Origin of the sequence: Sphingobium agri (assembly GCF_023051225.1) — a bacterium.
Taxonomy (GTDB): Bacteria; Pseudomonadota; Alphaproteobacteria; order Sphingomonadales; family Sphingomonadaceae; genus Sphingobium; species Sphingobium agri.
The window spans coordinates 923,478-948,170 of sequence record NZ_JALKHS010000006.1 but is presented as its reverse complement, the minus strand read 5'-3'; the positions used below and the strand labels follow the sequence as shown (position 1 = coordinate 948,170).

Genomic DNA, 24,693 nt, shown 5'->3' with positions numbered 1-24,693 from the left:
CTTGCCAGATTAGCGATGACTTGGACAGAAACAAGGTGGCGAAAGCTGATCCAGAGCTTCGCCGTTGTTTGAGCTTCCGAAGGTCCGTGCGTTACGCTTGGCAGTTAGTCAGAGCCGCCTTTACTGCCTCGACTGCCGCAACAGCCTTGTCACCGTCGGGGCCGCCACCCTGCGCCATGTCCGGGCGGCCGCCGCCGCCTTTCCCGCCAAGTGCTTCAACGCCTGCGCGAACGAGGTCGACGGCGTTGATGGAGCCGACCAGATCGTCCGTGACTCCTACAGCGATGCTGGCGCGGCCATCCATCACAGCAAGAACTGCGGAGACGCCGCTGCCGAGTGTCGCCTTGTTCTGATCGACTATGCCGCGGAGTTCCTTGGGATCGAGCCCCTCAATCACCTGACCGATGAAATTCACGCCGCCGACCTTTTCCGGCCCTGCCGCCTGCGCGCCGCTACCGCCGCCCAGAGCAAGCGCCTTCTTCGCTTCCGCCAGTTCGCGTTCCAGCTTGCGGCTCTGTTCGACGAGCGCCGCTATGCGCGCCGGAACCTCTTCGGGGGTGGTCTTGAGCGCGGCGGCCGATTGGCGCAGGCGATCTTCGCGGTCGGTGAGCCACAAGCGCGCGGCCTCACCAGTCAGGGCTTCGATACGGCGGACGCCAGAGGAAACAGCGCTTTCCGAAATGATCTTGAAGATCGCAATGTCACCGGTCGCATTGACGTGCGTGCCGCCGCAGAGCTCGACCGAATAGCTGTTCGCATCACCCTTCCCCATCGAAAGGACGCGGACTTCGTCTCCATATTTTTCGCCAAACAGAGCCATCGCTCCCGCCGATATGGCGTCATCGGGCGTCATCAGGCGTGTGGTCACCGCTTCATTGTGACGCACCTGCTCGTTCACCAGGCTTTCGATCGCGGCGATCTGGCTGTGCGTCAGCGCTTCCGGATGCGAATAGTCGAAGCGCAGGCGATCGGGCGCAACCAGGCTGCCCTTCTGCGTCACGTGCGCGCCCAGCGTGTTACGCAGCGCGGCGTGGAGCAAATGGGTGGCGCTATGATTGGCGCGTATACGATCGCGGCGGTTCACATCGACCGAGAGGTGAACGGTATCGCCTACCTTGATGCTGCCTTGGCCGATCTTAGCCCGGTGAGCATGCAGGCGCCCCAATGGCTTGGCGGTATCTTCGACATCGGCAACCAGGCCCGACAAGGACGTGATCGTGCCCGCGTCACCCATCTGACCGCCGCTTTCACCATAAAAAGGCGTCTGGTTGGTGACGATCGTAACCGTCTCGCCAGCGGTTGCGCTGTCGAAGTTCACACCGTCCTTCACGATCGCCAGCACCTCGCCCTCACCCTCGGTGGAGCTGTAGCCGATGAACTCGGTATTCCCCGCTTTTTCGGCGATATCGAACCAGATTTCGTCGGAGGCTTTTTCGCCCGAGCCCTTCCAGGCAGCGCGAGCCGCGGCCTTTTGTTCGGCCATGGCGGCGTCAAAACCTTCGCGATCGACGGTCAGGCCGCGCGAACGCAGCGCGTCTTCGGTCAGGTCATAGGGGAAGCCATAGGTGTCATAGAGCTTGAACGCAGTTTCGCCCGGCAGCGTGCCGCCTTCGGACAGGTCCAGGGTCGCTTCGTCCAGCAGCTTCAGGCCCTTTTCCAGGGTCTGGCGGAAGCGGGTTTCCTCACGCAGCAGCGTTTCCTCGATCAAGGGCTGCGCACGGACCAGTTCCTGATAAGCGCCACCCATTTCGGACACGAGGCTGCCCACGAGGCGATGCATCAACGGCTCTTTGGCGCCGATGATGTGCGCGTGGCGCATGGCGCGGCGCATGATGCGACGCAGGACATAGCCCCGGCCTTCATTGGCGGGCAGCACGCCGTCTGCGATCAGGAAGCTGGTCGAGCGGAGATGGTCCGCGATGACACGATGGCTGGCCTTGAACTCGCCATTGATCGCGGTCTTGGTCAGCGCGCCCGATTCTTCGATCAACGCCTTGAAGGTGTCCGTATCATAATTGTCGTGGACGCCCTGCAAAACAGCCGCGATACGCTCCAGCCCCATGCCGGTGTCGATGCTGGGCTTGGGCAATTCGCCGACGATCTCGTTCGCTTCCTGCTCATATTGCATGAAGACGAGGTTCCAGATTTCGACGAAACGGTCGCCATCTTCTTCCGGTGATCCCGGAGGACCGCCCCAGATATGCTCGCCATGGTCGTAGAAAATTTCCGAGCAGGGACCGCAGGGTCCGCTGTCACCCATGGCCCAGAAGTTATCCTTGGTAGGAATGCGGATGATGCGCTCTTCCGGCAGGCCCGCAATCTTCTTCCACAGGTCAAAGGCTTCATCGTCGGTGTGATAGACGGTGGCGGTGAGCTTTTCCGCCGGAAGCCCCCACTCCTTCGTAAGCAGGGTCCAGGCATGGGTGATCGCCTGCTCCTTGAAATAATCTCCAAAGCTGAAATTCCCCAGCATTTCGAAGAAGGTGTGATGCCGCGCCGTGTAGCCGACATTGTCCAGATCGTTGTGCTTGCCGCCTGCGCGAACCGATTTCTGGCTGCTGGTTGCGGTCGTATAAGGCCGGGTTTCAAGGCCCGTGAAGACATTCTTGAACGGCACCATCCCCGCATTGACGAACATCAGTGTGGGGTCGTTGTGCGGCACCAGAGGCGCTGAAGGAACGATGGTGTGGCCGTTCGCCCCGAAATAGTCGAGGAAGGAGCGGCGAATGTCGTTGGTCGATGTCATGCGCGCGATTTAGTGGGAAGCGCCCCGGCGCACAAGCGGGGCTTTTCATCGCAGCGGTCAAGCGGGGTCTCTTATCCGACAAGACACGCAAATCCGCCGTTTAGCGGCCTGGCGGCATTGCCCCTATCCTCAATCAAGAATAAGGCCGCGTCATGGATGACAATACCCGCCGCGCAGCTTTGGATTATCATCGGCTTCCTCAGCCTGGAAAGCTGAGGATTGAACCTACCAAGCGCATGGTCAATCAGCGCGACCTGGCGCTGGCCTATTCACCGGGCGTAGCGGCTCCCTGCCTTGAGATCGCCGAAGATGCTGACAAGGCGATGGACTATACCGCGCGTGGCAATCTGGTCGCGGTAATCTCCAATGGCACGGCCGTATTGGGGCTAGGTTCGATCGGTGCCCTTGCGTCCAAGCCGGTGATGGAGGGCAAGGCGGTCCTTTTCAAGAAGTTCGCCGACATCGACGTGTTCGACATAGAAGTGGACACAACCGATCCGGAGAAGTTCATCGAGGCGGTCGCGCTGCTGGAGCCGACCTTTGGCGGGATCAATCTGGAGGATATCAAGGCGCCGGAATGCTTCGCCATCGAGGCGGAACTGAAGAAGCGGATGAATATCCCCGTCTTCCATGACGACCAGCATGGCACGGCGATCGTCGTGGCCGCCGCCGTGCGCAACGCGCTGGTGCTGCAGGGCAAGTCTTTGGCAGAAGCGCGATTGGTGACGTCCGGTGCGGGCGCAGCGGCGCTGGCTTGCGTCGATTTGTTGGTTTCGATGGGCCTGCCAGTCGAGCATGTCACGCTGACCGACAAGGACGGGGTCATCCATGCGGGACGCGAGGGCATGCTGCCCAACATGGCACGCTATGCGCGGACCACGAATGCGCGGACTTTGCCCGAGGTGCTGCCGGGCGCGAACATATTCCTGGGCCTGTCCGCGCCCGGCGTGCTGAAGCCTGAATGGCTTCCCCTGCTCGCTCCCAATCCGCTGATCTTCGCACTGGCGAATCCGGAGCCCGAGATCAGGCCTGAGGTCGCGCGCGAGGCGCGGCCCGACGCAATCGTTGCCACGGGCCGCTCGGATTATCCCAATCAGGTCAATAACGTCCTTTGCTTCCCCTATATGTTCAGGGGCGCGCTCGACGCGCGCGCGACCGAGATAAATGAGGCCATGAAGGCTGCCGCCGCCGAAGCGATCGCAGCGCTGGCCCGCCTTCCGGCGCATGACAGTGTTGCGCAGGCCTATGGCGGGCGGCGGCTGGTTTTCGGGCCGGACTATATCATCCCGACGCCTTTCGATCCGAGACTGATTGCCGAGATCGCGCCTGCGGTCGCCAAGGCTGCGATGGAGAGCGGAGTCGCGAAACGTTCGCTCGACATCGAAGCCTATCGCCGGTCATTGGCGCAGCAGAACACGCGTTCGGCGCAGCTGATGTTGCCGGTGTTCGAAGCCGCGCGAGGAACCTGCCGCCGTATCGCCTATGGCGAGGGCGAGGATGAACGCGTGCTGCGTGCAATTCAGGACGGGCTGGATGAGGGGATCGTCCGTCCGGTCATCATCGCCCGGCGGCGAATATTGGAGCAGAAGCTGCCAGGCCTTGGTTTGCGCTTCGAACTCGACCGCGATGTGGAGGTTGTTGATCCCGAGACCGACCATGAATTGCTGGCAGAGTTGGTCGAGGCATATCGTGCCATCGCTGCGCGCAAGGGTGTCCCGACAGCCGAGCTACTGCGCCATGTCTATCGGAGGCCCACGGTCACAGCCGCGATGTTGCTTCGCACCGGGCGTGTGGATGCGGCGCTGGTCGGCGGGAACAGCGAATATTGGGGCCAGGTCGAGCATGTGCTGCGGATCATCGAGCGCCGGGCGGGACATAGCCGGGTCTACGCGCTGTCAGGACTGATCCTGGACGCCGGCGCGTTGTTCATTTCCGACACCCATATGGTGCCCGATCCTACGCCTGAACAGGTTGCCGAAATGGCCATCGCCGGGGCGACCGAGCTTCGGCATTTTGGCCTGACGCCCCGCGTCGCCCTGCTCTCGCACTCCAACTTCGGAGCGTCGCACAGTCCCAGCGCGCGGAAGATGCGGACGGCGCTGCAACTGGTGCGTTCGCAGGCACCCGACCTGCTGGTGGATGGCGAAATGCATGCCGATGCCGCGCTCAGTCAGTCGTTGCGGGAGCGGCTGGTTCCCGATGCGCGGTTCGAAGGACCGGCCAATCTGCTGGTCATGCCCAACCTCGATTCGGCGAACATCACGCTGACGGCGCTGTCGGCTTCCTCCAGTTCGCCTACGGTCGGGCCGATGTTGATGGGGCTGGCGCAGCCGATCCATGTACTGACACCTGGCGTAACCGCGCGCGGCATCCTGAACCTCACTGCGATTGCAGCGGCGGAGGTAGATCGGGAAGGCTGAGCTTAACCTTTTTCGTCCAACAAGGCGAACATGGCAGGATTGTTCAGGAACGTTGCGAAGCTGGCTGGGCCGAAGCTGTTGATCGGCGGCGCGCTCGGCGCTGTTGGGTTGCTGGTGGGAAGCTATGTGGATCGCGGGCGCGATCTGCAATCGCCGCGGCAGGATGCTCCCGCCCAGAAGAGGGTCGCTAGCCCGGCGCTGGTAGAGCGTAGCCGCTCGCAACCGTTGCCGGTCGATCCCCATGCTCTGGTGGTCAAGAGCGTGTTGCCGATAGAGACACCGTTTCGCCACGGCGACTATGTCTGGGATGAGAGCCGTGCCCCGGCAGCGGGTCCAGTCATCATCACAGTGGACCTGAAGGCGCAGACCTTGTCCGCTTTCCGGGACGGTCATGAGATCGGCGCGGCGGTGATCATCTATGGTGCGGACGACAAGCCAAGCCCGCTTGGAGCGTTCCCGATCACGCAGAAGGACGCAGACCATGTATCCAATCTCTACGACGCGCCCATGCCCTACATGCTGCGGCTGACGAATGACGGCGTCGCGATCCATGGCAGCGATGTCCAATGGGGCAATGCCACCCATGGCTGCATCGGCGTGCCGACAGCCTTTGCCCGCAAGCTGTTTGCGGCAGTCAAGCTGGGCGATCTGGTAATCATCACGCAGGGCAAAATGCTGGATACCGGCCATGTCGGCAAAGCGGGCTGAACGCGCCTAATCCTGTCGGCAGAGCGCGTTTCCGTTACGATCTTCCGCGCGCAGAGCAACGCCGGCCTCGCTGGCTGATCGAGGAAAGCTGACGCCCTCCAACGATCCACGGCCTTCGCACAGGGCGGCGCATTTCATGTCGAGAACCCCGGGGAAGGCGATTTGATCGCCATCATACTGAGCCACGATGATACAGCGACCGCCACGGTCGAAACTGAAGATCAGTTTATCCCCGGCGCGTCTTGCACTTCCCTGCCCTCGGCAGCTCTGATCTTCTCCGAATACCGCTTCCACGCCGAAGCGGAACTCACCGGCTTGAGCGGGGATGATGCAGAGACTGTCGCTGCCCGCCTCATGGCGCCTGCGGAAAAGGCCGACGGGAGACGATCTGGAGTTATCCGCGATGACGCCGCTTTCGATCGCCGCGCGCTCCAGCCCCGATGCGGAAGCCATGTTGCCCGAAACGGTGCCTGACCGCTCGCCACTACCTTGGCACGCGGCGAGCAGCGACAGGAGGGCTAGGCTATTCCACCGTGTCGACAGCCGACAATCCTTCTGCGCCAACGCGGCGGAAAAAGCAGGAACGCGCACCAGTATGACAGGTGGGACCCGCCGGAACCGCCTTCATCCAAACGGCATCCTGGTCGCAGTCGATCCGGAGGTCACGCACCTCCAGCATGTTGCCGGAGGTCTCGCCCTTTTTCCACAAGGACTGGCGGCTGCGCGACCAGAAATGGGCCAATCCCGTCTCTATCGTCAGTGCCAGCGCCTGATCATTCATATGGGCGAGCATCAACACCTCGCCGGTGGCAGCGTCAGTGACGACCGCTGTGATCAGCCCGTCGCGGTCATATTTCGGATTGAGGGTCAGCCCCTTGTCGCGTGGTTCGTCCATAGCCCGGCTATAAGACGGTCGAAGGCGGATGCGAAGCCCATGCAACGAGAAAAAGGGGAAGATGGGGCGATCGACGGGATCCGAACCCGCGACCTCTGGTACCACAAACCAGCGCTCTAACCAACTGAGCTACGATCGCCACAGGGCCGTTTGGCCCAGGAGAGATGCGGCACATATGCGGCCATTGGATAGCCGTCAAGCTGACAAATGCGACTATAAGGCTGAAAAAGAAACGGGGCGCGAAACCGACGGTCCGCGCCCCTCTTCCCTCTGTTCAGTACATCAGCGCAACGGAGCGTTTTCCCCCTGCTGCAGCTACTCTCCCAACCATCTGGCCGCGATGCCAAACGGTCCTATTGTGCAAGTGGGCGCCGATGACGACGCCAGTTCCGATCTTAGTTGACCGAGTCTTTGAGGCCCTTGCCAGCCTTGAACTTGGGCTGAGCAGACGCCTTGATCGTCATGGTTTCGCCAGTGCGCGGATTACGGCCCGTCGATGCCTTGCGCTGGGAAACGGAAAATGTGCCGAAGCCGACAAGGCGAACTTCATCGCCCTTCTTGAGCGCGGAGGAGATAGAATCGAACACGCCTTCAACAGCCTTGGTCGCGTCGCTCTTGCTGAGGCCGCTGCTTTCCGCAACAGCACTGATCAAATCCTGCTTGTTCATACCTTTGGAACCCCCTTCTAAATGTGTGAATACCTAAGGAATCGCGGCATAGGCGGCGCAATAAGGCGCAGCTTTGAACGGCTGTCAAAGGGAAAGCGACGAAGCCGCCACCTCCGATGAGATTTTCAGCCATGGGCTGAAAATCTCACTGAACGTAGCGGTTAATCAGCGTCGCACTTGCAATCAGTGACGAAGCGTTGCGTCACCATCCCGCCCGGCGGCCGGACTCGGCTGAGCGGCGAGGTCGTCCTCTTCCGTCCAGGCGATCGCTTCGGGCACGGACACCAGTGCGCGGGCAAGCACCTCGTCGACATGGGATACGGGTACGATCTCCAGCCCTTCCCGGATATTAGCGGGGATCTCTGCCAGATCCTTCTCATTCTCCGCCGGGATCAGCACGGTCTTTATACCACCACGGAGGGCCGCCAGCAGCTTTTCCTTGAGGCCGCCGATCGGAAGCACCCGGCCACGCAGCGTGACTTCGCCTGTCATCGCCACATCCTTGTGGACTGGGATGCCGGTCAGCGTCGAAACGATGCTGGTGACCATGCCTATGCCCGCCGACGGCCCGTCCTTCGGCACCGCGCCTTCGGGCAAATGGATATGGATATCCTTGCGCGTGAAGATGCTAGGCTTGATGCCGTAACCGGGCGAGCGCGCCTTCACATAAGAGAAGGCCGCCTGAACGGATTCGTTCATCACCTCGCCAAGCTTACCCGTCGTGCGGATCGCGCCCTTGCCCGGCACAGTGACCGCTTCGATGGTCAGAAGCTCGCCGCCGACTTCGGTCCAGGCCAAGCCAGTCACGGCGCCGATCTGGTTCTCTTCTTCACCCACGCCATGGCGGAACTTCCGGACGCCAGCATATTCGGCAAGATTTTCAGGCGTGATCGTGACCTTGTCATAGACGCCTTCCAGTATCTTGCGGAGCGCCTTACGGGCCAGCCTTGCCACCTCACGTTCGAGCGTGCGGACGCCCGCTTCGCGCGTATAATGGCGGATCAGGTCGCGGATGGCCGCTTCGGTGACTTCCAGCTCACCTTCCTTGAGGCCATGCGCGTCGATCTGCTTTTGCAGCAGGTGGCGCTGCGCGATCTCGACCTTCTCGTCCTCGGTATAGCCTTCGAGCCGGATGATCTCCATCCGGTCCAGCAGCGGCTGCGGCAGGTTCAGCGAATTGGCGGTCGTGACGAACATCACGTCCGACAGATCGACGTCGATCTCCAGATAGTGGTCCTGGAATTTGCTGTTCTGCTCCGGATCGAGAACCTCCAGCAGAGCGGACGCCGGATCGCCCCGGAAATCCTGACCCAGCTTGTCGATCTCGTCCAACAGGAAGAGCGGGTTCATCGTCCCGGCCTTCTTGAGGTTGGTCACGATCTTGCCGGGGAGCGAGCCGATATAGGTGCGCCGGTGACCCCTGATTTCCGCTTCGTCGCGCACGCCGCCAAGCGACTGGCGCACGAATTCACGTCCCGTTGCTTTCGCGATCGAGCGTCCGAGCGAGGTCTTGCCGACGCCCGGAGGACCGACGAGGCAGAGAATCGGCCCCTTCAGCTTGTTGGTGCGCGCCTGCACCGCGAGATATTCGATGATCCGGTCCTTGACCTTTTCCAGCGCGAAATGATCCTCATCCAGGATCGCCTGAGCGCGCTTGAGGTCGGTCTTGACCTTGCCCTTCTTGCCCCAAGGCAGGCCGAGCAGCACATCGAGATAATTGCGCACGACCGTCGCTTCAGCCGACATGGGCTGCATGCCCTTCAGCTTCTTGAACTCGGCGGTCGCCTTTGCCCGCGCTTCCTTGCTGAGCTTGGTCTTGGCGATCTTGTCGGCGAGCTCGGCGAGTTCATCACCCTCCTCGCCTTCGCCATTACCCAGCTCGCGCTGAATCGCCTTCAGCTGCTCATTCAGATAATATTCGCGCTGGGTCTTCTCCATCTGCCGCTTCACACGGCCACGGATCTTCTTTTCGACCTGCAGGACGCCAAGCTCGCCCTCCATGAAGGCGAAAACCATCTCGAGGCGCTTGACCGGATCAGCCTCGACCAGCAGCGATTGCTTGTCGGCGACCTTGACGTTGATGTTGGCGGCGACAGCGTCGGCCAGACGGCCGGCGTCCTCAATCTCACGCAGCTGGACCGGCGTCTCGGCGGGCAGCTTCTTGTTGAGCTTCGCGTAATTTTCAAACTGCTCCGCGACAGAGCGCATCAGCGCTGCTGCCTCCGGCCCTTCAGCCGCGATCTCCTCGATCGGCTCGACTTCGGCCATCAGATGGTTTTCAGCCATGCTGATCGACTGTAATTGCGCGCGATGCTTCCCTTCGACGAGAACCCGGACGGTGCCATCAGGCAGCTTCAGGAGTTGAAGCACGATGGCGATGACGCCGGTGTCGTAGAGCGAGTCCCGGTTGGGATCATCCTCGGCAGGATCAAGCTGCGAAACGAGGAAGATTTCCTTGTTTCCTTCCATCGCCGATTCAAGAGCAGCGACGCTCTTGTCGCGGCCGACGAAGAGGGGGACGATCATCTGCGGGAACACGACGATGTCGCGCAGCGGAAGAAGGGGATATTGCGTAGTCATTCAATCTCCGGAGGGCCGCTCCATTCTTGGCTCTGCCATGCGGTTCATCGCTTTATGGGGGCAGTTAGCGCCTCATTCAATTGGTGCCGTCCTTTTGACGGAAAGCGGGAACCGACTGCATCTCGGCTTTTCATCAGAAGGGCAGCTTGAAACCGGGGGGCAGAGGTAGACCGCTGGTCATCTTCGACATTTCGCTGGAACTGGCCTCATCCGCCTTCTTGCGGGCGTCGTTGAACGCCGCCGTGACCAGATCTTCCAGCATCTGCTTCTCGCTAGGAGCGAGCAGGCTTTCGTCGATCGACACGCCAAGGATTCGGCCCTTGGCGGAAGCGCGAACCTTTACCAAGCTACCACCGGCAGAACCCTCAACCTCGATCTTGTCGAGATTTTCCTGCGCACGCTGCAGTTCTTCCTGCACCCGGCTGGCCATGCCCAATATTTCGTTCAGATCCTTCATCGCTCTGCGCTCCATGGTTCGGTCCGATCAAGATCGGCGTCGGGGAAAGCTGCAAGCACGGCTTTCACCACTGGGGTATCGAATATCTCGGCGCGTTCCCGCACCTCAGTCTGCTGCTGCTCCTCCAACAGCGAGGGAGCAGCACTGCCTTCGCTTCGCCTGATCTGCCATGGCGAGCCTGTCGCCTTCTGCAACTCGATGGCGAGAGCCCGGCAGAAATCTCCGTCAGTCCAATCCTGCGTCAGCTGCAATTCCATCTCTGGCGGATCGAAGCGGACGATGCGCACACAATCATGAAGGAAGTCAGCGAGCCGCCCCTTTTTTTGTTCCCAAAGAAGGTCCACGACAGCCTTTACGTCGGTGGGCAGTGATGCGGCGGACGTGGTTGATGGGGTCGCTGCCGCTCCCTGGACCGACGGAACCCCGCCGTCACGCAGGAGCCGGGCGATCTCCCCCGGATCAGGCATGGTCGCGGCGTGCATGACGCGGAGCAAAGCCATTTCGCAGGATTCAATCGGGAATGCGGCGCTCGAGACTTCATCATGACCCTTGAGCAGCAACTGCCACAGACGATGGAGCGGCGCGAAGCCGATTTGCGACGCCCAATCAGCAAGCGCCTCACGCTCCTCCGCCGATTGTCCGGGTGTCGCAAGGTCACGGCCGGCCTTCATCAATGTGACGGCGTGCACCAGTTCAAGGAGGCCGCGAAGAAGAGCAAGGGGCTCGACCCCCAAAGCATATTGCTCACGCACGGCGGAGAGAAGCGCGCCGGTATCTCCCTCCAGCAGAAGCCCGAGCAGGCGACGAACAGCGCCACGATCCGACAGGCCGAGCATCTCGCGCACCTGAGCGGCGGTGACGAGCGGGGCACCCTCCCCCATCTCGGCATGGGCGATCGCCTGGTCGAGAATCGACAGGCCGTCGCGAGCGGAGCCTTCGGCTGCCTGGGCTATGAGCGCCAGGGCATCTTCTTCGGCGGCGACCTGCTCCGCCTCAACCACATGCGCGAAGTGGGCGGCGAGCAGTTCGGCCGGGATGCGGCGGAGGTCGAAGCGCTGGCAGCGGGAAAGTACGGTGATCGGAACCTTGTTCACCTCTGTCGTGGCGAACAGGAATTTTACGTGGGCAGGCGGCTCTTCCAGTGTCTTGAGGAGCGCGTTGAACGCGTTCTTCGAGAGCATGTGGACTTCGTCGATGATGTAGATCTTGTAGCGGGCTGACACGGCGGCATAACGCACCGCCTCGATGATTTCGCGCACATCGTCGACGCCGGTATGGCTTGCCGCGTCCATTTCGACCACGTCGATGTGACGGCCTTCCGCAATCGCCAGACAGGGTTCGCAGACGCCGCAAGGGTCGATAGTCGGGCCGCCCTGCCCATCGGCGCCGACGCAATTCAGCGCCTTGGCAATGAGGCGGGCGGTCGATGTCTTACCGACGCCTCGCACCCCGGTCATGAGGAAGGCATGCGCCAGCCTTCCCCGCCGGATCGCATTACCCAGCGTCTGGACCATGGCATCCTGCCCGATCAGTTCGCGAAAGCTGCGCGGCCGGTATTTGCGCGCGAGCACGCGATAGGGCTGAGGTGAATCGGACATGGTAACAATCTAGCGGCTTGAGGAGCGGCTGTCGAAGCCGGAAGCCGAATAAAGGTGGGAGCCGGAACGACCCGCGGCGAAATCGTTGTGGCTGCTTCCGTCAGGACCTGACCAGGTTGGCGACGACCACGTCCGCCCGACTCCCGGCGCGGCATATGGCGAAAGCCCATCGCGATGGCAAGGGCTGGGTTATTCCAACCCGGTCCGCTGTGCCTTTGATACGAATTCCAGTGCGGCGCGGGCCGTTTCCGCAATGGCCGCATCTGCCGTCTTGCCGTCCACCTTCGGACGATCGAGATAGATGGCGAGCAGATATTCCTCACCGGACGGAGTCTTTACCAACGCCACGTCATTATAGGCTGTGCCGCAACTTCCCGTCTTGCTCCCCGAAGTCCAGCCCTTGGGCAGACCGGCCTTGATCCGCTTGTCGCCAGTCGTGCTGCCGTTCAGCCAGGTTCGAAGACGCTCTGCGCTTTCGGGCTTCATGTCGCGGAAGATCAGACGCGCGATCAAACCAGCCATAGCGGCTGGACTGGTGGTGTCGCGAACGTCACCCTCCATATTCTCGTTGAGCAAGGGCTCTGTACGATCCAGACGCGTGACCGTGTCCCCATGTGCGCGGATGAAGGCGGTGAGGCCTTCCGGCCCGCCGATCATCGGCAGCAGCAGATTCGCCGCGCTGTTGTCGCTGACTTCCACCGCGGCTTTGGCCAGCTCCGCCATGGAGAGGCGACCGCGCTTGCGGTTGGCTTTCACGACTGGCGCGTGATCCAGGATGTCCGCGTCGGTGAAGGCGACTTGTCCCTCCAGCCCAAACCGTCCAGCATCGGCGCCCATCAACACGGCCGCTGCCAGTGGCGCCTTGAACGTCGAACACATGGCGAAGCGTTCATCCCGGTTGAAGCCGAGGAGCAGGGCGCCCTTGCTATCGACCAGCGCTACACCGAGACGCCCCCCGGTCTCCTTTTCGATCTCTCGCGGGTTGCGCACGGACTTCACGACCGATTCGCTGACCGTGTAGCGCGGAGCGGCAGGGAGCAGCGACTGGCGAGCGCCATCCTGTTGCGCGCTGGCTGATCCGGAGAGCGAGATGACCACCAATATGGCGGCACTGACGCAGCCGCGCATCCGTTACATGCCCTGCATATTGTAGGATTCGCCTGGAATGCGGACAGTCAGCCCATCAAGCTTGTCCTCTAATATGATCTGGCAGGACAGACGGCTGGTCCGCGTGGCGGCGGCTGCGAGATCCAGCATATCTTCTTCCGCTTCGCTTGCAGGGGTCAGCTTGGGAAAGTCTGCCGCCTCCACGATCACATGGCAGGTCGAGCAGGCCATCTGGCCTTCGCAGGTTCCTTCCAGCGGCTGGCCTGCCGCCTGGGCCACTTCCAGCAAAACCGAACCGGCGGCGGCATCAACCTCCCGCCGATCTTCACCGTCCGCGCTGACGAATGTGACCCTGACCATGATTGCGGCTTCCCTTGTCTACGGCGCCGCTTGTACGGCTGCCGCCTCGTTCATCATCTTTGCGGCACTCTCCAGCTCGGCCAGCGTCGTGTATCGGCCAAAACCGATCCGCACCGATCCACGCGCCGCCCGGTCCGACAATCCGATGGCGCGCAAGACATGGCTTGGCCGTCCGGAGCCGCTCGCGCAAGCACTTCCCAATGAAAATGCGACATTGCGGCAGTCCGACAACAGGCGCGCGCCATCGACGCCATCGCGGCGGATGTTGAGGTTGCCGTGATAGCGGGCTTCAGCGCTGCCGTTCAGGGTCCAGTCGTCGAACAGGACGCGCGCTTTATCCCAAAGCGCGTCGATATGAACTCGGTCTTGCGCGGCTCTTTCGCGCATCAGCCCGGCAGCGACGCCAAACCCGGCGCATAGGGCAGGCGACAGCGTACCGGAGCGCAAGCCCGCTTCTTGCCCACCGCCATATATTATGGGGTCCAGCCTGATGCCTTCCCGCAACCAGAGCGCTCCCACGCCCTTGGGCCCGTGGATCTTGTGCGCGCTGATGGCGACCATGTCGCAATTGCCGGGGATGGGAATGCGGCCATAGCCTTGCACCGCATCGCACAGGAAAAGCGCGCCCACGCGATGGGCAAGATCGGCCAGCTCTTCGACGGGCTGCATCACGCCGATTTCATTGTTCACCAGCATGGCGGCTACCAGGGACACGCCGGGCGTGATGGCGGCCCGCGCGACATCCAGGTCGACAAGGCCGTCGCTGCCAACCGGTAGCAGCTTGATAGAGCGGCCCTTCGCCCCGAGGGCAGCAACCGTGTCGAGAACCGCAGCATGTTCCGTGGCCAAGGTCACGATCTCCCCGGACGATATGCCGGAGATCACGATGTTGAGCGCTTCTGTAGCACCCGACGTGAAGATCAGTCTTCCACCTTCGGGCAACAGGCTGACGATCTGCTCGCGGGCGAGTTCCACTTGCGCCGCCGCAGCCCTGCCTAGACGATGAGCGCTGTGCGGATTGGCGAACTGGTCCCGCAGAAGCGGCACCATGGCATCGAAGACCTCGGGTGCCAGAGGCGTAGTCGCCTGATAGTCGAGATAGATGGTCACGCCCGCCTGCTCGCGGTCTTCAGCCACTGCTCCAGGAAGCGATCGATATCGGAGTCGCTTGTGGCCGGGCCGAAGCTAACCCTTATGACTTCACCGGCCGCGCCCTCATCCCAGCCCATGGCATCGAGGACGTGGCTGGTTTTAAGCGATCCGGAAGAGCAAGCGCTGCCCGCCGAGACGGAGATTCCGGCGAGGTCGAACTGGATGAGTTGAGCGCGAGCGGACACGCCGGGCATGCGGTAACTGGCGATCGCCGGACTGCGCCGAGCGGCTCGCGCGACGATTTCGCCGCCTGCTTCTTCGATCGCATGGTCCAGTCGCTGCCGGAGTGAGGCAGCAGCAGGAAGCCAGTTCGGCTGATGCTCCAAAGCCGCCGTCATGGCGAGGACAGCGGGAACGTTCTCCGTACCCGCCCGGTAGCCCTGCTCCTGCCCTCCGCTGGGTTGAAGGAGCGCCAAGTCACGCACTAGCAGCGCGCCTATGCCCGGAGGCCCACCGAATTTATGCGCACTGATGGCCATCATGTCGGCGTTGGGGAGCGGAAGCTTGCCCGCACTTTGCGCGCAGTCGGCGAACAGGATTGCTCCATCGCGGTTTAATTCATCGAGCGGCTGGACGACGCCTGTTTCGTTGTTGACGTGCTGGATGGCAAGGATCGTGTCCTTTCCATGAGATGCCGAAGCCAAAGCAATCAAGCCGTCTGGCTCAACTTTCAGCCGTTTCGCGCCAGATGTGGTGCGTAGAACCGAATCATGTTCTACCGGCGACGTGATGATGTGGGACGCCTTCGACCTCTTCAGGCCTATGGCGATCGCCTCGCTCGCTCCGGAAGTGAACAAAATGTGGCCATTCCAGTCCAGAGCGGCAGCGATACGCGACCTGGCCCCCTCAAGCGCCGCGCGGGCTGCGCGTCCTTCGGCATGGGGGCTGGACGGATTGGCCCATCGCTCCATCGCCTCGGCCATGGCGGCTTTCGCTTGGCGCAACATGGGCGTCGTCGCTGCGTGGTCCAGATAAAGGCGAGCGAGGGCCACGAGGCGATGATACTCATTGATTGCGGAAATGGCGACGACTTCTATATAGGCGGTCTGCCGCGCAACGCCAGCATTGGCTGTCGCGCGCCCGCATCCAACCGCCGGCCTCCTTCATTCGGGTGGCGGCCAGAACCATAACAGGTGCCATGCCCGACGTTATTTTCCCCGGACCCGAAGGCCGTCTCGAAGGCCGTTTCAGCCCCCCGCCGCGCCCGCGCGCACCGGTCGCGATGATCCTGCATCCGCATCCGCAGGGTGGCGGCACGATGAACGACCGCATTACGCAAGCTCTTTACAAGACGTTCGTGAAGCGCGGATTCGCGGTGCTCCGCTTCAATTTCCGTGGCGTCGGCCGAAGCCAGGGGACGTTTGACAATGGGATCGGTGAACTGAGCGACGCCGCCGCAGCGCTTGATTGGGTACAGAGCTTCCACCCCGAAGCGCAGACGACCTGGATCGCCGGCTTCTCCTTCGGCGCATGGATCGGCATGCAGTTGTTGATGCGCCGTCCGGAAATCCGGGGCTTCATCTCGGTCGCTCCGCCCGCGAACATGTATGACTTCTCGTTCCTTGCTCCCTGCCCCGCTTCGGGCATCATCGTTCAGGGAACGGCGGACGAGGTGGTGACGGCAAGCGCCGTGCAAAAGCTGGTCGACAAGCTGCGCACGCAAAAGGGCATCACCATCCATCATGACGAAATCCGTGGCGCAAACCACTTTTTCGAGCATGAGCTGGATCAACTGATGAAGTCCGTCGACAATTATCTCGACATGCGGCTGGCGCCCGACTCGCCGATCCGCTGAGCCAGCGATGATGTTTGTGAAGGGCCGCGGTTGTAACGCGGCCCTTTGCTGATTCTGGAGGCAGTCGGGATCGACCGACATGGCATCAAGAAATTATGTCTTGGCCTGCATCCCGGCCGCGACTAGCGGCGGCGGGCGATGAGTGAAGCGAAGAACAACGACGTTCGTCTGATCTGGAGCCGCTATTACAGCGCCTTCATCCCTGCGCCCGCAGGCCCCGGCTTCTTCGACCGGCTGAAGGCGGCAAGTGGGGCGATCGGCGGGATCGCGATTACAGGTTTGTTGTGCGGCTTGATGCTAGGGAATGGCATCGCCCATCCCTTGCTGGTGGCGCCCATGGGTGCATCGGCGGTGTTGCTGTTTGCAGTTCCTGCCAGCCCTCTTGCCCAGCCATGGCCAGTGTTGGGCGGCAACGTCGTATCCGCGCTGATTGGCATTACGGTGGCGAAGTTGATCCCCGACCCCACCGTCGCCGCCGCTCTGGCGGTGGGGTGCGCCATTGGTGGCATGTCCCTGCTCCGCTGCCTCCATCCCCCGGGCGGTGCCGTGGCGCTCTCGGCCGTATTGGGCGCGGTGAATGGCGCGCCGAGCTATATGTTCGCTGTCGTGCCGGTGGGGCTGAACACCGCCTTGCTCGTGGCGATCGCAATCCTGTTCCACCGTGTTGCGGGTCACAGCTACCCCCATGTTCCGCCCAAGGCTCCGAACGCACATGGAACCAGTGACCCGGCGCCTTTGCTGAGAACGCCGCCTTCCGAGCAGGATGTCGAGGAAGCGTTGCAAGCCTATGGCGATATGCTCGACGTCGATGCAGCTGACTTGCAAGTCGTTCTGCACGATGCGGAGGTCCGGGCAGCTGAACGCAGCCATGCCTCGCTGACTTGCGGCGAGATCATGTCGCGGGACATTGTTTCGGTTCGTGCTGGGCAGCCCATCACCGAAGCGGCCGCACTGCTCCAAGAGCGGCGGCTACTGTCCATGCCCGTGCTGGATGACGACGCGCGTGTCCAGGGCGTGCTTGGTCTGCTTGATCTGGCGCGCGCAGGACAAACCGCGGGCGACATAGCATCCGATCCATTGCTGGTGTCAGAGCAGACGCCCGTATCGCAATTGCTCCGTCCGCTGACGAGCGGATTGACGCATGAAGCCATTGTTGTCGGACATGACGGCGAGCTGCGCGGGATGGTGACCCAAACAGACCTCCTCGCCGCAATGGCGCTCCGCGCCTGATCAGTTGGCCTGACGTTTCAGCATTGGCACGTCAGGTCCCGGAATTGCAGAGATGGCGACATTGGCGAACATCACCAACCCGGCTATGATCATCAGAATTCCGCGCTTGCGGTCGCCCTTCTTCACCACGGCGTAGATGCCGCCGCCCGTGAGGAGCAATCCCGCGAGCATGAGTATGGATAATATCGTCGCTGCCATGAAGCAGGCCATAAGCGGCCAGCTGGACTGTGGCAATTGGGCGGCTCTGCCCCTAAGAGGCGCGGGAAACGAATCACCCTTTGCGTGACAGGACCAGTTGACCGTGAAAATCGCTCTCGCTTCCGATCATGCCGCCGTTGATCTGAAGGCGGAACTTGCCGACTGGCTGCGCGCTGAGGGCCACGAGATTGACGACCTCGGCCCCGCGACGGCCGACCGGGTCGACTATCCGGACTTCGGCTACAAGCTGGCCAATGCTGTTGCATCCGGCGCGGCAGAGCGGGGTATTGCGCTGTGTGGCTCCGGCATCGGCATTTCGATCGCCGTGAACCGTAATCCTGCCTGCCGCTGTGCGCTGGTGTCCGAGCCGCTGTCCGCCGCCTTGTCGCGTGAACATAATGACGCGAACGTCCTTGCATTGGGCGCTCGCCTGACGGGCGTCGATATGGCCAAAGCCTGCGTCACCGCCTTTCTTTCCACCGAATTCGGCGGTGGCCGCCATAGTGGCCGTGTCGAAAAACTCTCCCAGCCCGCGCTTTAAGGAGCCAGCCCTATGAGCACCGCCCCCCTCGCCCAGCCCGACCTGTCCGATATCCGTGCGGAAGGCTATTTCACGCGCAGCCTGGCCGATGCCGACCCAGCGGTTTTTGCTGGCGTTACCAGCGAACTGAAGCGCGAGCAGAACCAGATCGAGCTGATCGCTTCGGAAAACATCGTTTCGAAGGCGGTGCTGGAAGCGCAGGGTTCGGTCTTCACCAACAAGTACGCCGAAGGCTATCCGGGCAAGCGCTATTATCAAGGCTGCGCGCCGTCCGACGAAGTCGAGCAGCTGGCAATCGATCGTGCAAAGCAGATCTTCAACTGCGGCTTCGTCAATGTGCAACCCCATTCGGGCGCGCAGGCGAACGGCGCGGTGATGCTGGCGCTGACCAAGCCGGGTGACACGATCATGGGCCTGTCGCTCGACGCCGGCGGTCACCTGACCCATGGAGCGAAGCCTGCGCTGTCGGGCAAATGGTATAACGCCGTGCAATATGGCGTGCGCGAAGACACGCACCTCATCGATTATGACGCTCTCGAAGCGCAGGCGATCGAGGCCAAGCCGACACTGATCATCGCAGGCGGATCGGCCTATCCGCGTCACCTGGACTTCGCGCGTTTCCGCGCGATTGCTGACAAGGTCGGCGCGATGCTGATGGTCGACATGGCGCACTTTGCGGGCCTCGTCGCCGGTGGCGCGCACCCGACGCCCTTCGGTTTCGCCGACGTCGTGACCACCACCACGCACAAGACCCTGCGTGGTCCGCGCGGCGGCATGATCCTGACCAATGACGAAGCCATCGCGAAGAAGATCAACTCGGCGGTTTTCCCCGGCCTGCAGGGTGGGCCGCTGATGCATGTCATCGCGGCAAAGGCGGTCGCTTTCGGCGAAGCGCTGCGCCCCGAGTTCAAAACCTATGCGCAGGCGATCGTCACAAATGCGAAGGCGCTCGCTGCCAAGCTCGAACAGCGCGGGCTCGCCGTCATTTCAGGCGGCACCGACACGCACCTCGCGCTCATAGACCTGCGCCCCTATGGCATTTCGGGTAAGGATGCGGACGAGGCGCTGGAGCGCAGCTTCATCACCTGCAACAAGAATGGCGTGCCGGGCGACCCGCTGCCGCCGACCAAGACCAGTGGCATTCGCGTGGGTTCTCCCGCGGGCACGACGCGCGGCTTTGGCGTTGCCGAGTTCGAGGCGATCGGCGACATGATCGCCGATGTCCTTGAAGGGTTGCGCGACCATGGCGAGCATGGCGACGCGGCGGTGGAAGCCAATGTGCGGGATCGCGTCTCGGCGCTCTGCGCACGCTTCCCGATCTACGAAGGCTGATAGCTTCCGTCGCTATCAGGGGTGGTCGAGGCGCAGCGGCTGTGCCATCTCGTGTCTCGACTCATCCGGAAACGAACGGAGCTTATTGCTGAATGCGTTGCCCCTTCTGTGCTCATGACGACAGTCAGGTAAAGGACAGCCGCCCCACCGAAGATGGCGCAGCCATTCGCCGCAGACGACAGTGCGAAACTTGTGGAGCCCGTTTCACCACGTTCGAACGCATCCAGTTGCGCGACATCTGGGTGGTGAAGAGCGAAGGCCGCAAGGAAGCGTTCGATCGCGACAAGCTGGCGCGGTCGATCGATATCGCTTGCCGCAAACGGCAAATCGATCCGAGCAGGCTGGAAAAGCTGATCTCTGGTATTCAGCGGCAGCTGGAAACCAGTGGCGAAGGCGAAGTCCCCGCGCGCGCGATTGGCGAGATGGTGATGGAAGGCCTCAAGCGGCTCGACAGCGTCGCCTATATCCGCTTCGCCAGCGTGTATAAGGATTTCACCGACGCGCGGGATTTCGAAGATTTTGCGGGGTCGGTGAAGGAGGTTGGCAGTGAGTGAGGACTGTCTAGGGCAACCGGAATGAATGCTGCTCCTCCCTCCACACGCCCGATCATAGTCCTTGTCCGTCCGCAGCTAGGCGAGAATATCGGCAAGGCCGCGCGGGCCATGCTCAATTTCGGGCTGACCGACATGCGTCTGGTCAGCCCCCGCGATGGCTGGCCCAATCCGGATGCTGGCCCCTCGGCTGCGGGCGCGGATATCGTGCTCGACAAGGCGGAAGTGTTCGAGACGCTTGCCGATGCGGTGGCTGATTGCGCGCATGTCTATGCAACGACTGTGCGCAAGCGCGGCGTGACCAAGCCGGTCGTCACGCCGGAAGAAGCGGCGCGCGAAGTGCATCAGGCGAGCGGACGATGCGCCTTCGTCTTTGGGCCGGAGCGGTCTGGCCTGGAAACGGAGGATGTTGCGCTTGCTCGCAAGATTCTGACGGTGCCTATCAATCCGGAGTTCGGGTCGCTGAACCTTGCCCAGGCAGTGATATTATGCGCTTATGAATGGTCGAAGCAGGCCGCACTGGAGCAGCCGACCGTGACCGATCTGGGCGAACCTGCTCCGCAGGCAGAGCTTGAAGGCATGATCGGGCAGTTCGAAACCTTGCTGGACAATGCGGGCTATTTCTTCCCGCCAGATCGCGCTCCTGCGACCAAGCGCACTCTTCGCAATCTGTTGACCAAGCCGGGCTGGAACCATCTGGAGGTACGGACGCTGCGTGGCGTGCTGTCGGCGCTGGCCAACCCGCGCGCGCGCTAGGCCTTGATGCGGTCGAATTCTTCCATTTCGTACGCGATCGACGCTTCGACCAAGTGATCCCAAAGACTGGCGATCATCTCGCCGGGCAGGCCCAGCTGTTCTGCCTCCTCCCTGGCGTTGGCGATGACCTCGGCCTTGCGCGCTTCATCTCGGACAGCCCCTCGATCCTGTTTGATGCGGGCGGCGGCGCGCATGTGGGCGAAGCGTTGGGCAAGCAGTGCGACGATCTGGCTGTCGAGATTGTCGACGCCCGCGCGAACCTGCTCCATGGTCGAATAGCTTTCCGGGTTCATGGCGCTACCGATTAGGCCGCCGTCCCGCCCCTGTCGAGGGTTGACATGATCCCGCCCCTTCTCCATAGGCGCGCCTTCGCGATTGGCCCTGCATCCCGGTGAAGCAGTGGCCCTGCCCCTTGATGGCAAGCAGGCGAGGACCGGGAATAAAGTTGTTAGCAGTTGTAAGGAATTATCATGTCGAAGCGTTCCAGCGCGAAGTATAAACTCGACCGCCGCATGGGCGAGAACATCTGGGGCCGGCCGAAGAGCCCGGTCAACAAGCGTGAATATGGCCCCGGCCAGCACGGCCAGCGTCGCAAGGGCAAGATGTCCGACTACGGTATCCAGCTCAAGGCGAAGCAGAAGCTGAAGGGCTATTATGGCGACATCACGGAAAAGCAGTTCAAGAAGAACTATACCGAAGCCGCACGGATGAAGGGTGACACCGGCCAGAACCTGATCGGTCTGCTGGAACGTCGCCTGGACGCAGTGGTTTATCGCGCAAAGTTCACGCCCACCATCTGGTCGGCCCGTCAGCTGGTGTCGCACGGTCACGTTTATGTGAACGGCGTCAAGTGCAACATCGCGAGCCGTCTGGTGAAGCCGGGCGACGAAATCACCCTGGGCAAGAAGGCGCAGGAAATGGCGCTGGTTCTGGAAGCGCAGAGCCTGCCCGAGCGCGACATCCCTGACTATGTGTCGCCCGATGGCGCTGCCAAGGTCACCTATGTCCGCGTTCCGACGCTGGACGAAGTGCCCTATCCGGTGAAGATGGAACCCAATCTGGTCGTCGAATTCTATTCGCGCTGATCAGTCTACGAGCTTTTCGTACGGAAAGGCGGTCCTTCGGGGCCGCCTTTTTTGTTTGTCCAACAAGCCTTGCCGGACTGAGGGGGTACTGGCAGAACCACGGCATTCCTTATCCTTCAAGGCTATTGCCATGCGCCTGCTTCCCTCGACTTTGCTGATCGCTCTCCTCACCAGCAGTGCTGCGATGGCAGCACCTTCCGGCATCAGCCCGTCGATCGAAACCATGAAGGAGGTGGTGAAAGAAATTTCCTCGGATGCTTATGAAGGGCGCGCGCCGGGGACGGTGGGTGAAGAAAAGACGCTTTCCTATCTGGTGCAGCGCTTTGCGGCATTGGGACTGAAGCCCGGCAATAAAGGCAGCTGGTTCCAGGACGTCCCCCTGGTGGAGATCGCCGCCAAGGATGTTTCGCCTTTGCGCTTCACTGGCGGCAAGGCGCCGGTATCCGCCGTATATGGCCCCCAGATGGTGATCGCGACCTATCGCACCGCTCAGCCACATATCGAGGTGAAGGATAGTCCGGTTGTCTTCGTGGGCTATGGGATCAACGCGCCCGAGAAGAAGTGGAATGATTATGCCGGTGTGGACGTGCGCGGCAAGACGGTCATCATCCTGGTCAATGATCCCGATTACCAGACCCCTGGCCGGAGCGGCCCATTCAACGGGCGCGCCATGACCTATTATGGCCGCTGGACCTACAAGTTCGAAGAAGCCGCGCGCCAGGGTGCGGCGGCCGCGATCATCGTCCATGACACGGTGCCCGCCGCCTATGGCTGGAACGTGGTTCAGTCGAGCTGGACCGGCGCACAGCATGTGGCCGACCATGGGGATGGCAATGCGAAGCAATCGGCCGCCATCGGATGGATGCAGAAAGACAAGGCTGCGGCGCTGCTGGCGAGCGCGGGCCTTAACCTGAATAGCCTGAGCGCGGCAGCGAAGAAACGCGGGTTCAAGGCGGTGCCGCTGAAAGGCGTCAGGGCGAATGTCTCATTCGACAACATCGTCCGCAAACATCAGTCGAAGAATGTCGTCGCGTTGCTGCCCGGCAAAACGAGGCCGGACGAATATGTGCTTTACGCGGCGCACTGGGACCATCTGGGCCGCTGCGAAGCCGCGCCGGACGGAGACGATATCTGCAACGGCGCGATCGACAATGCCACTGGCACGGCCGCCCTGGTCGCGCTGGCGGAAGCCAATGTGAAAGCGGGCCCGGCGGCACGCAGCCAGGTGTTCCTTGCGGTAACAGCAGAAGAGTCCGGGCTTTTGGGATCGGCCTATTATGGCAATCATCCGGTCTTCCCGCTTGGCCAAACCGTGGGCGGCGTCAACATGGACGCCCTCGGCATGGCAGGGCGCGCGAAGAACGTCGTCGTGATCGGCAAGGGCAAGTCGCAGCTGGACGCATATCTGGATCGCGCCTTGGCCGCGCAGAAGCGCGTTGCGAGCCTGGAGCCCACGCCGGAAAAAGGCTTCTATTACCGATCAGACCATTTCAGCTTCGCGAAACATGGCGTGCCCATGCTCTATTTCGAAGGCGGCCAGGATCTGGTGAGGGGCGGCCCCGCGGCCGGGGCGGCAGCCGCAAGGGAATATGAAGAACATCGCTACCATGGCCCGAAGGACGAATATGATCCCAAATGGGATTGGAGCGGCGTGAAGGACGACCTGAAGCTCTATTATGACGTCGGCAGAGCGCTGGCCGACACGACCGCTTGGCCCAACTGGACGCCCGGTGATGAATTCCGCGCGATCCGCGACAAGAGCCGGGCGGGCCGGTAGAAACCTTGGCACCTGTTGCGCAGAAGCATGCCAGGAGGCTCGTCATGGCTCGCTCAACGCCGTCCCATGATTGGACAGGCGTCCGTTAAGTTAATCATTTCCCTTACGGAAACTTGGCCTCTATCCCTGACCTGCCGACGATTCGGCAACGTAACGATAATAAGATTGGGGATGGGTCGTGGAAGTTAACAAGGCTGTTACAATCTTGCATGTTGGCAAGTTGGTGACGGCGCGGAGAGAATGCCTCTGCGTCGTCCATTCTCTGTCGCCGCGTGAGGCACTGGTGCGGACCAGCGTGCCGATGACAGCGGGCGAGAGCGTCACCCTTGGCCTGCGCAACGGATTTTCCGTTCCGGCGGTCGTGGGCATGAATATAGGTGACCATGTTTCGCTGCTGTTCGAAGAGCATATCGCCATTTCGACCATAATCGCGGAACAGAGGAACGGCCGTAGCGAACGCGAAGCTGTCCGGCTGAACATCTTCACGCCTGTCACGGTGGCTACGGGAACCGGCATGCAGGCATGCATGATGCAGGACATATCCCTGTTCGGCGTAAAGCTATTGGACGAGTCCGGCGAACTGCGCGAAAATATGCAGGTCCAATTGATCATCGAAGGCCTGGGCAAGCGGGACGCCACGGTGCGCTGGCGTGAGGATGCTTATGTCGGATTGCGTTTCGAAGTGGCGCTGGGATTCAAGTTGCTCGACGAGTGGACGGCGCAGATAACGACCTGAT

General features: G+C 61.8%; 24 protein-coding genes, 1 tRNA gene and 1 other RNA gene. 11 read left to right on the top strand and 15 right to left on the bottom strand.

Going from position 1 to position 24,693, the window contains the following annotated elements:
- Positions 1-91: 91 nt before the first annotated feature.
- Positions 92-2,746: an alanine--tRNA ligase gene (gene alaS, locus MU848_RS08005; protein WP_247231127.1), complete on the bottom strand. Its 2,655-nt coding sequence runs from the start codon at positions 2,744-2,746 to the stop codon at positions 92-94.
- A 152-nt stretch (positions 2,747-2,898) separates the two neighbouring features.
- On the opposite strand from alaS, the gene MU848_RS08000 reads away from it, so the two are divergent.
- Complete coding sequence (locus MU848_RS08000) at positions 2,899-5,166, top strand: NADP-dependent malic enzyme (protein ID WP_247231126.1); 2,268 nt, start codon at positions 2,899-2,901, stop codon at positions 5,164-5,166.
- A gap of 30 nt (positions 5,167-5,196) precedes the next feature.
- Positions 5,197-5,874: a L,D-transpeptidase family protein gene (locus MU848_RS07995; RefSeq protein ID WP_201514061.1), complete on the top strand. Its 678-nt coding sequence runs from the start codon at positions 5,197-5,199 to the stop codon at positions 5,872-5,874.
- Between the two features lie 6 nt (positions 5,875-5,880).
- Here the strand turns inward: MU848_RS07995 and MU848_RS07990 are convergent, their stop codons facing one another.
- The 12 genes from MU848_RS07990 to MU848_RS07935 all read right to left on the bottom strand — a co-directional run bounded on the left by MU848_RS07990 (position 5,881) and on the right by MU848_RS07935 (position 15,683).
- Positions 5,881-6,465 carry a hypothetical protein gene (locus MU848_RS07990; protein WP_380800500.1) on the bottom strand — a complete coding sequence of 195 codons (585 nt, stop codon included), beginning with the start codon at positions 6,463-6,465 and terminating at the stop codon, positions 5,881-5,883.
- Positions 6,398-6,769: a phosphoribosyl-AMP cyclohydrolase gene (gene hisI / locus MU848_RS07985; RefSeq protein WP_247231125.1), complete on the bottom strand. Its 372-nt coding sequence runs from the start codon at positions 6,767-6,769 to the stop codon at positions 6,398-6,400. Before hisI ends, MU848_RS07990 begins: the two co-directional genes overlap by 68 nt.
- A 62-nt stretch (positions 6,770-6,831) precedes the next feature.
- Positions 6,832-6,908: transfer RNA gene (locus tag MU848_RS07980), tRNA-His, on the bottom strand.
- 256 nt (positions 6,909-7,164) lie between these two features.
- A complete protein-coding gene (locus MU848_RS07975; RefSeq protein ID WP_097091614.1) occupies positions 7,165-7,437 on the bottom strand; it encodes an HU family DNA-binding protein in 273 nt (90 codons plus the stop codon).
- A 183-nt stretch (positions 7,438-7,620) separates the two neighbouring features.
- Positions 7,621-10,017 carry an endopeptidase La gene (lon, locus tag MU848_RS07970; RefSeq protein WP_247231124.1) on the bottom strand — a complete coding sequence of 799 codons (2,397 nt, stop codon included), beginning with the start codon at positions 10,015-10,017 and terminating at the stop codon, positions 7,621-7,623.
- Between the two features lie 133 nt (positions 10,018-10,150).
- Positions 10,151-10,474, bottom strand: coding sequence for a YbaB/EbfC family nucleoid-associated protein (locus tag MU848_RS07965; RefSeq protein ID WP_097091616.1), 324 nt, complete (start codon positions 10,472-10,474; stop codon positions 10,151-10,153).
- Positions 10,471-12,072, bottom strand: a complete 1,602-nt coding sequence (locus MU848_RS07960; RefSeq protein WP_247231123.1) for a DNA polymerase III subunit gamma/tau — start codon at positions 12,070-12,072, stop codon at positions 10,471-10,473. Before MU848_RS07960 ends, MU848_RS07965 begins: the two co-directional genes overlap by 4 nt.
- 50 nt (positions 12,073-12,122) lie before the next feature.
- Positions 12,123-12,220: signal recognition particle sRNA small type (ffs, locus tag MU848_RS07955), an RNA gene on the bottom strand.
- Positions 12,221-12,261: 41 nt separating this feature from the next.
- Positions 12,262-13,200, bottom strand: coding sequence for an SGM family class A beta-lactamase (gene blaSGM / locus MU848_RS07950; RefSeq protein ID WP_247231122.1), 939 nt, complete (start codon positions 13,198-13,200; stop codon positions 12,262-12,264).
- 3 nt (positions 13,201-13,203) lie between these two features.
- Positions 13,204-13,539: a 2Fe-2S iron-sulfur cluster-binding protein gene (locus MU848_RS07945; protein WP_097091619.1), complete on the bottom strand. Its 336-nt coding sequence runs from the start codon at positions 13,537-13,539 to the stop codon at positions 13,204-13,206.
- Between the two features lie 18 nt (positions 13,540-13,557).
- Complete coding sequence (locus tag MU848_RS07940; RefSeq protein ID WP_315862460.1) at positions 13,558-14,649, bottom strand: cysteine desulfurase family protein; 1,092 nt, start codon at positions 14,647-14,649, stop codon at positions 13,558-13,560.
- A complete protein-coding gene (locus MU848_RS07935) occupies positions 14,646-15,683 on the bottom strand; it encodes a cysteine desulfurase family protein (RefSeq protein WP_247231121.1) in 1,038 nt (345 codons plus the stop codon). The genes MU848_RS07940 and MU848_RS07935 overlap by 4 nt, the downstream gene beginning before the upstream one ends.
- Before the next feature lie 146 nt (positions 15,684-15,829).
- Here MU848_RS07935 and MU848_RS07930 point away from each other — a divergent pair, with 146 nt between their 5' ends.
- Entirely contained in the window at positions 15,830-16,486 is a 657-nt protein-coding gene (locus MU848_RS07930) for an alpha/beta hydrolase (RefSeq protein WP_037463024.1), read from the top strand.
- A 138-nt stretch (positions 16,487-16,624) separates the two neighbouring features.
- Positions 16,625-17,716 (top strand): HPP family protein, encoded by a 1,092-nt coding sequence (locus MU848_RS07925; protein WP_247231120.1) that lies wholly within the window; start codon positions 16,625-16,627, stop codon positions 17,714-17,716.
- Here MU848_RS07925 and MU848_RS07920 read toward each other — a convergent pair whose 3' ends face one another.
- Positions 17,717-17,914: a hypothetical protein gene (locus tag MU848_RS07920; RefSeq protein ID WP_201514070.1), complete on the bottom strand. Its 198-nt coding sequence runs from the start codon at positions 17,912-17,914 to the stop codon at positions 17,717-17,719.
- 103 nt (positions 17,915-18,017) lie between these two features.
- On the opposite strand from MU848_RS07920, the gene rpiB reads away from it, so the two are divergent.
- From rpiB to MU848_RS07900, 4 genes are all read left to right on the top strand, one after another.
- Positions 18,018-18,455 carry a ribose 5-phosphate isomerase B gene (rpiB, locus tag MU848_RS07915; protein ID WP_247231119.1) on the top strand — a complete coding sequence of 146 codons (438 nt, stop codon included), beginning with the start codon at positions 18,018-18,020 and terminating at the stop codon, positions 18,453-18,455.
- A 12-nt stretch (positions 18,456-18,467) separates the two neighbouring features.
- Entirely contained in the window at positions 18,468-19,787 is a 1,320-nt protein-coding gene (glyA, locus tag MU848_RS07910) for a serine hydroxymethyltransferase (protein WP_247231118.1), read from the top strand.
- A 92-nt stretch (positions 19,788-19,879) separates the two neighbouring features.
- Positions 19,880-20,341, top strand: coding sequence for a transcriptional regulator NrdR (gene nrdR, locus MU848_RS07905; protein WP_097091624.1), 462 nt, complete (start codon positions 19,880-19,882; stop codon positions 20,339-20,341).
- A 21-nt stretch (positions 20,342-20,362) separates the two neighbouring features.
- A complete protein-coding gene (locus tag MU848_RS07900) occupies positions 20,363-21,094 on the top strand; it encodes an RNA methyltransferase (protein ID WP_247231117.1) in 732 nt (243 codons plus the stop codon).
- On the opposite strand, the gene MU848_RS07895 is transcribed toward MU848_RS07900, so the two are convergent.
- A complete protein-coding gene (locus MU848_RS07895; RefSeq protein ID WP_247231717.1) occupies positions 21,091-21,387 on the bottom strand; it encodes a chorismate mutase in 297 nt (98 codons plus the stop codon). The genes MU848_RS07900 and MU848_RS07895 overlap by 4 nt on opposite strands.
- A 177-nt stretch (positions 21,388-21,564) precedes the next feature.
- Here MU848_RS07895 and rpsD point away from each other — a divergent pair, with 177 nt between their 5' ends.
- From rpsD to MU848_RS07880, 3 genes are all read left to right on the top strand, one after another.
- Entirely contained in the window at positions 21,565-22,179 is a 615-nt protein-coding gene (gene rpsD / locus MU848_RS07890; protein ID WP_097091626.1) for a 30S ribosomal protein S4, read from the top strand.
- Between the two features lie 130 nt (positions 22,180-22,309).
- Entirely contained in the window at positions 22,310-23,956 is a 1,647-nt protein-coding gene (locus MU848_RS07885; RefSeq protein WP_247231116.1) for a M28 family peptidase, read from the top strand.
- A gap of 223 nt (positions 23,957-24,179) precedes the next feature.
- Entirely contained in the window at positions 24,180-24,692 is a 513-nt protein-coding gene (locus MU848_RS07880; RefSeq protein ID WP_247231115.1) for a PilZ domain-containing protein, read from the top strand.
- The last annotated feature ends 1 nt before the right edge of the window (position 24,693 follow it).

Bases quoted from the DNA above. Each gene is read 5' to 3' on its own strand.
- alaS (WP_247231127.1), bottom strand. From the start codon at position 2,746: ATGACATCGACCAACGACATTCGCCGCTCCTTCCTCGACTATTTCGGG.
- MU848_RS08000 (WP_247231126.1), top strand. From the start codon at position 2,899: ATGGATGACAATACCCGCCGCGCAGCTTTGGATTATCATCGGCTTCCT.
- MU848_RS07995 (WP_201514061.1), top strand. From the start codon at position 5,197: ATGGCAGGATTGTTCAGGAACGTTGCGAAGCTGGCTGGGCCGAAGCTG.
- hisI (WP_247231125.1), bottom strand. From the start codon at position 6,769: ATGGACGAACCACGCGACAAGGGGCTGACCCTCAATCCGAAATATGAC.
- MU848_RS07975 (WP_097091614.1), bottom strand. From the start codon at position 7,437: ATGAACAAGCAGGATTTGATCAGTGCTGTTGCGGAAAGCAGCGGCCTC.
- lon (WP_247231124.1), bottom strand. From the start codon at position 10,017: ATGACTACGCAATATCCCCTTCTTCCGCTGCGCGACATCGTCGTGTTC.
- MU848_RS07965 (WP_097091616.1), bottom strand. From the start codon at position 10,474: ATGAAGGATCTGAACGAAATATTGGGCATGGCCAGCCGGGTGCAGGAA.
- MU848_RS07960 (WP_247231123.1), bottom strand. From the start codon at position 12,072: ATGTCCGATTCACCTCAGCCCTATCGCGTGCTCGCGCGCAAATACCGG.
- blaSGM (WP_247231122.1), bottom strand. From the start codon at position 13,200: ATGCGCGGCTGCGTCAGTGCCGCCATATTGGTGGTCATCTCGCTCTCC.
- MU848_RS07945 (WP_097091619.1), bottom strand. From the start codon at position 13,539: ATGGTCAGGGTCACATTCGTCAGCGCGGACGGTGAAGATCGGCGGGAG.
- MU848_RS07930 (WP_037463024.1), top strand. From the start codon at position 15,830: ATGCCCGACGTTATTTTCCCCGGACCCGAAGGCCGTCTCGAAGGCCGT.
- MU848_RS07925 (WP_247231120.1), top strand. From the start codon at position 16,625: ATGAGTGAAGCGAAGAACAACGACGTTCGTCTGATCTGGAGCCGCTAT.
- MU848_RS07920 (WP_201514070.1), bottom strand. From the start codon at position 17,914: ATGGCAGCGACGATATTATCCATACTCATGCTCGCGGGATTGCTCCTC.
- glyA (WP_247231118.1), top strand. From the start codon at position 18,468: ATGAGCACCGCCCCCCTCGCCCAGCCCGACCTGTCCGATATCCGTGCG.
- nrdR (WP_097091624.1), top strand. From the start codon at position 19,880: ATGCGTTGCCCCTTCTGTGCTCATGACGACAGTCAGGTAAAGGACAGC.
- MU848_RS07900 (WP_247231117.1), top strand. From the start codon at position 20,363: ATGAATGCTGCTCCTCCCTCCACACGCCCGATCATAGTCCTTGTCCGT.
- MU848_RS07895 (WP_247231717.1), bottom strand. From the start codon at position 21,387: ATGAACCCGGAAAGCTATTCGACCATGGAGCAGGTTCGCGCGGGCGTC.
- rpsD (WP_097091626.1), top strand. From the start codon at position 21,565: ATGTCGAAGCGTTCCAGCGCGAAGTATAAACTCGACCGCCGCATGGGC.
- MU848_RS07885 (WP_247231116.1), top strand. From the start codon at position 22,310: ATGCGCCTGCTTCCCTCGACTTTGCTGATCGCTCTCCTCACCAGCAGT.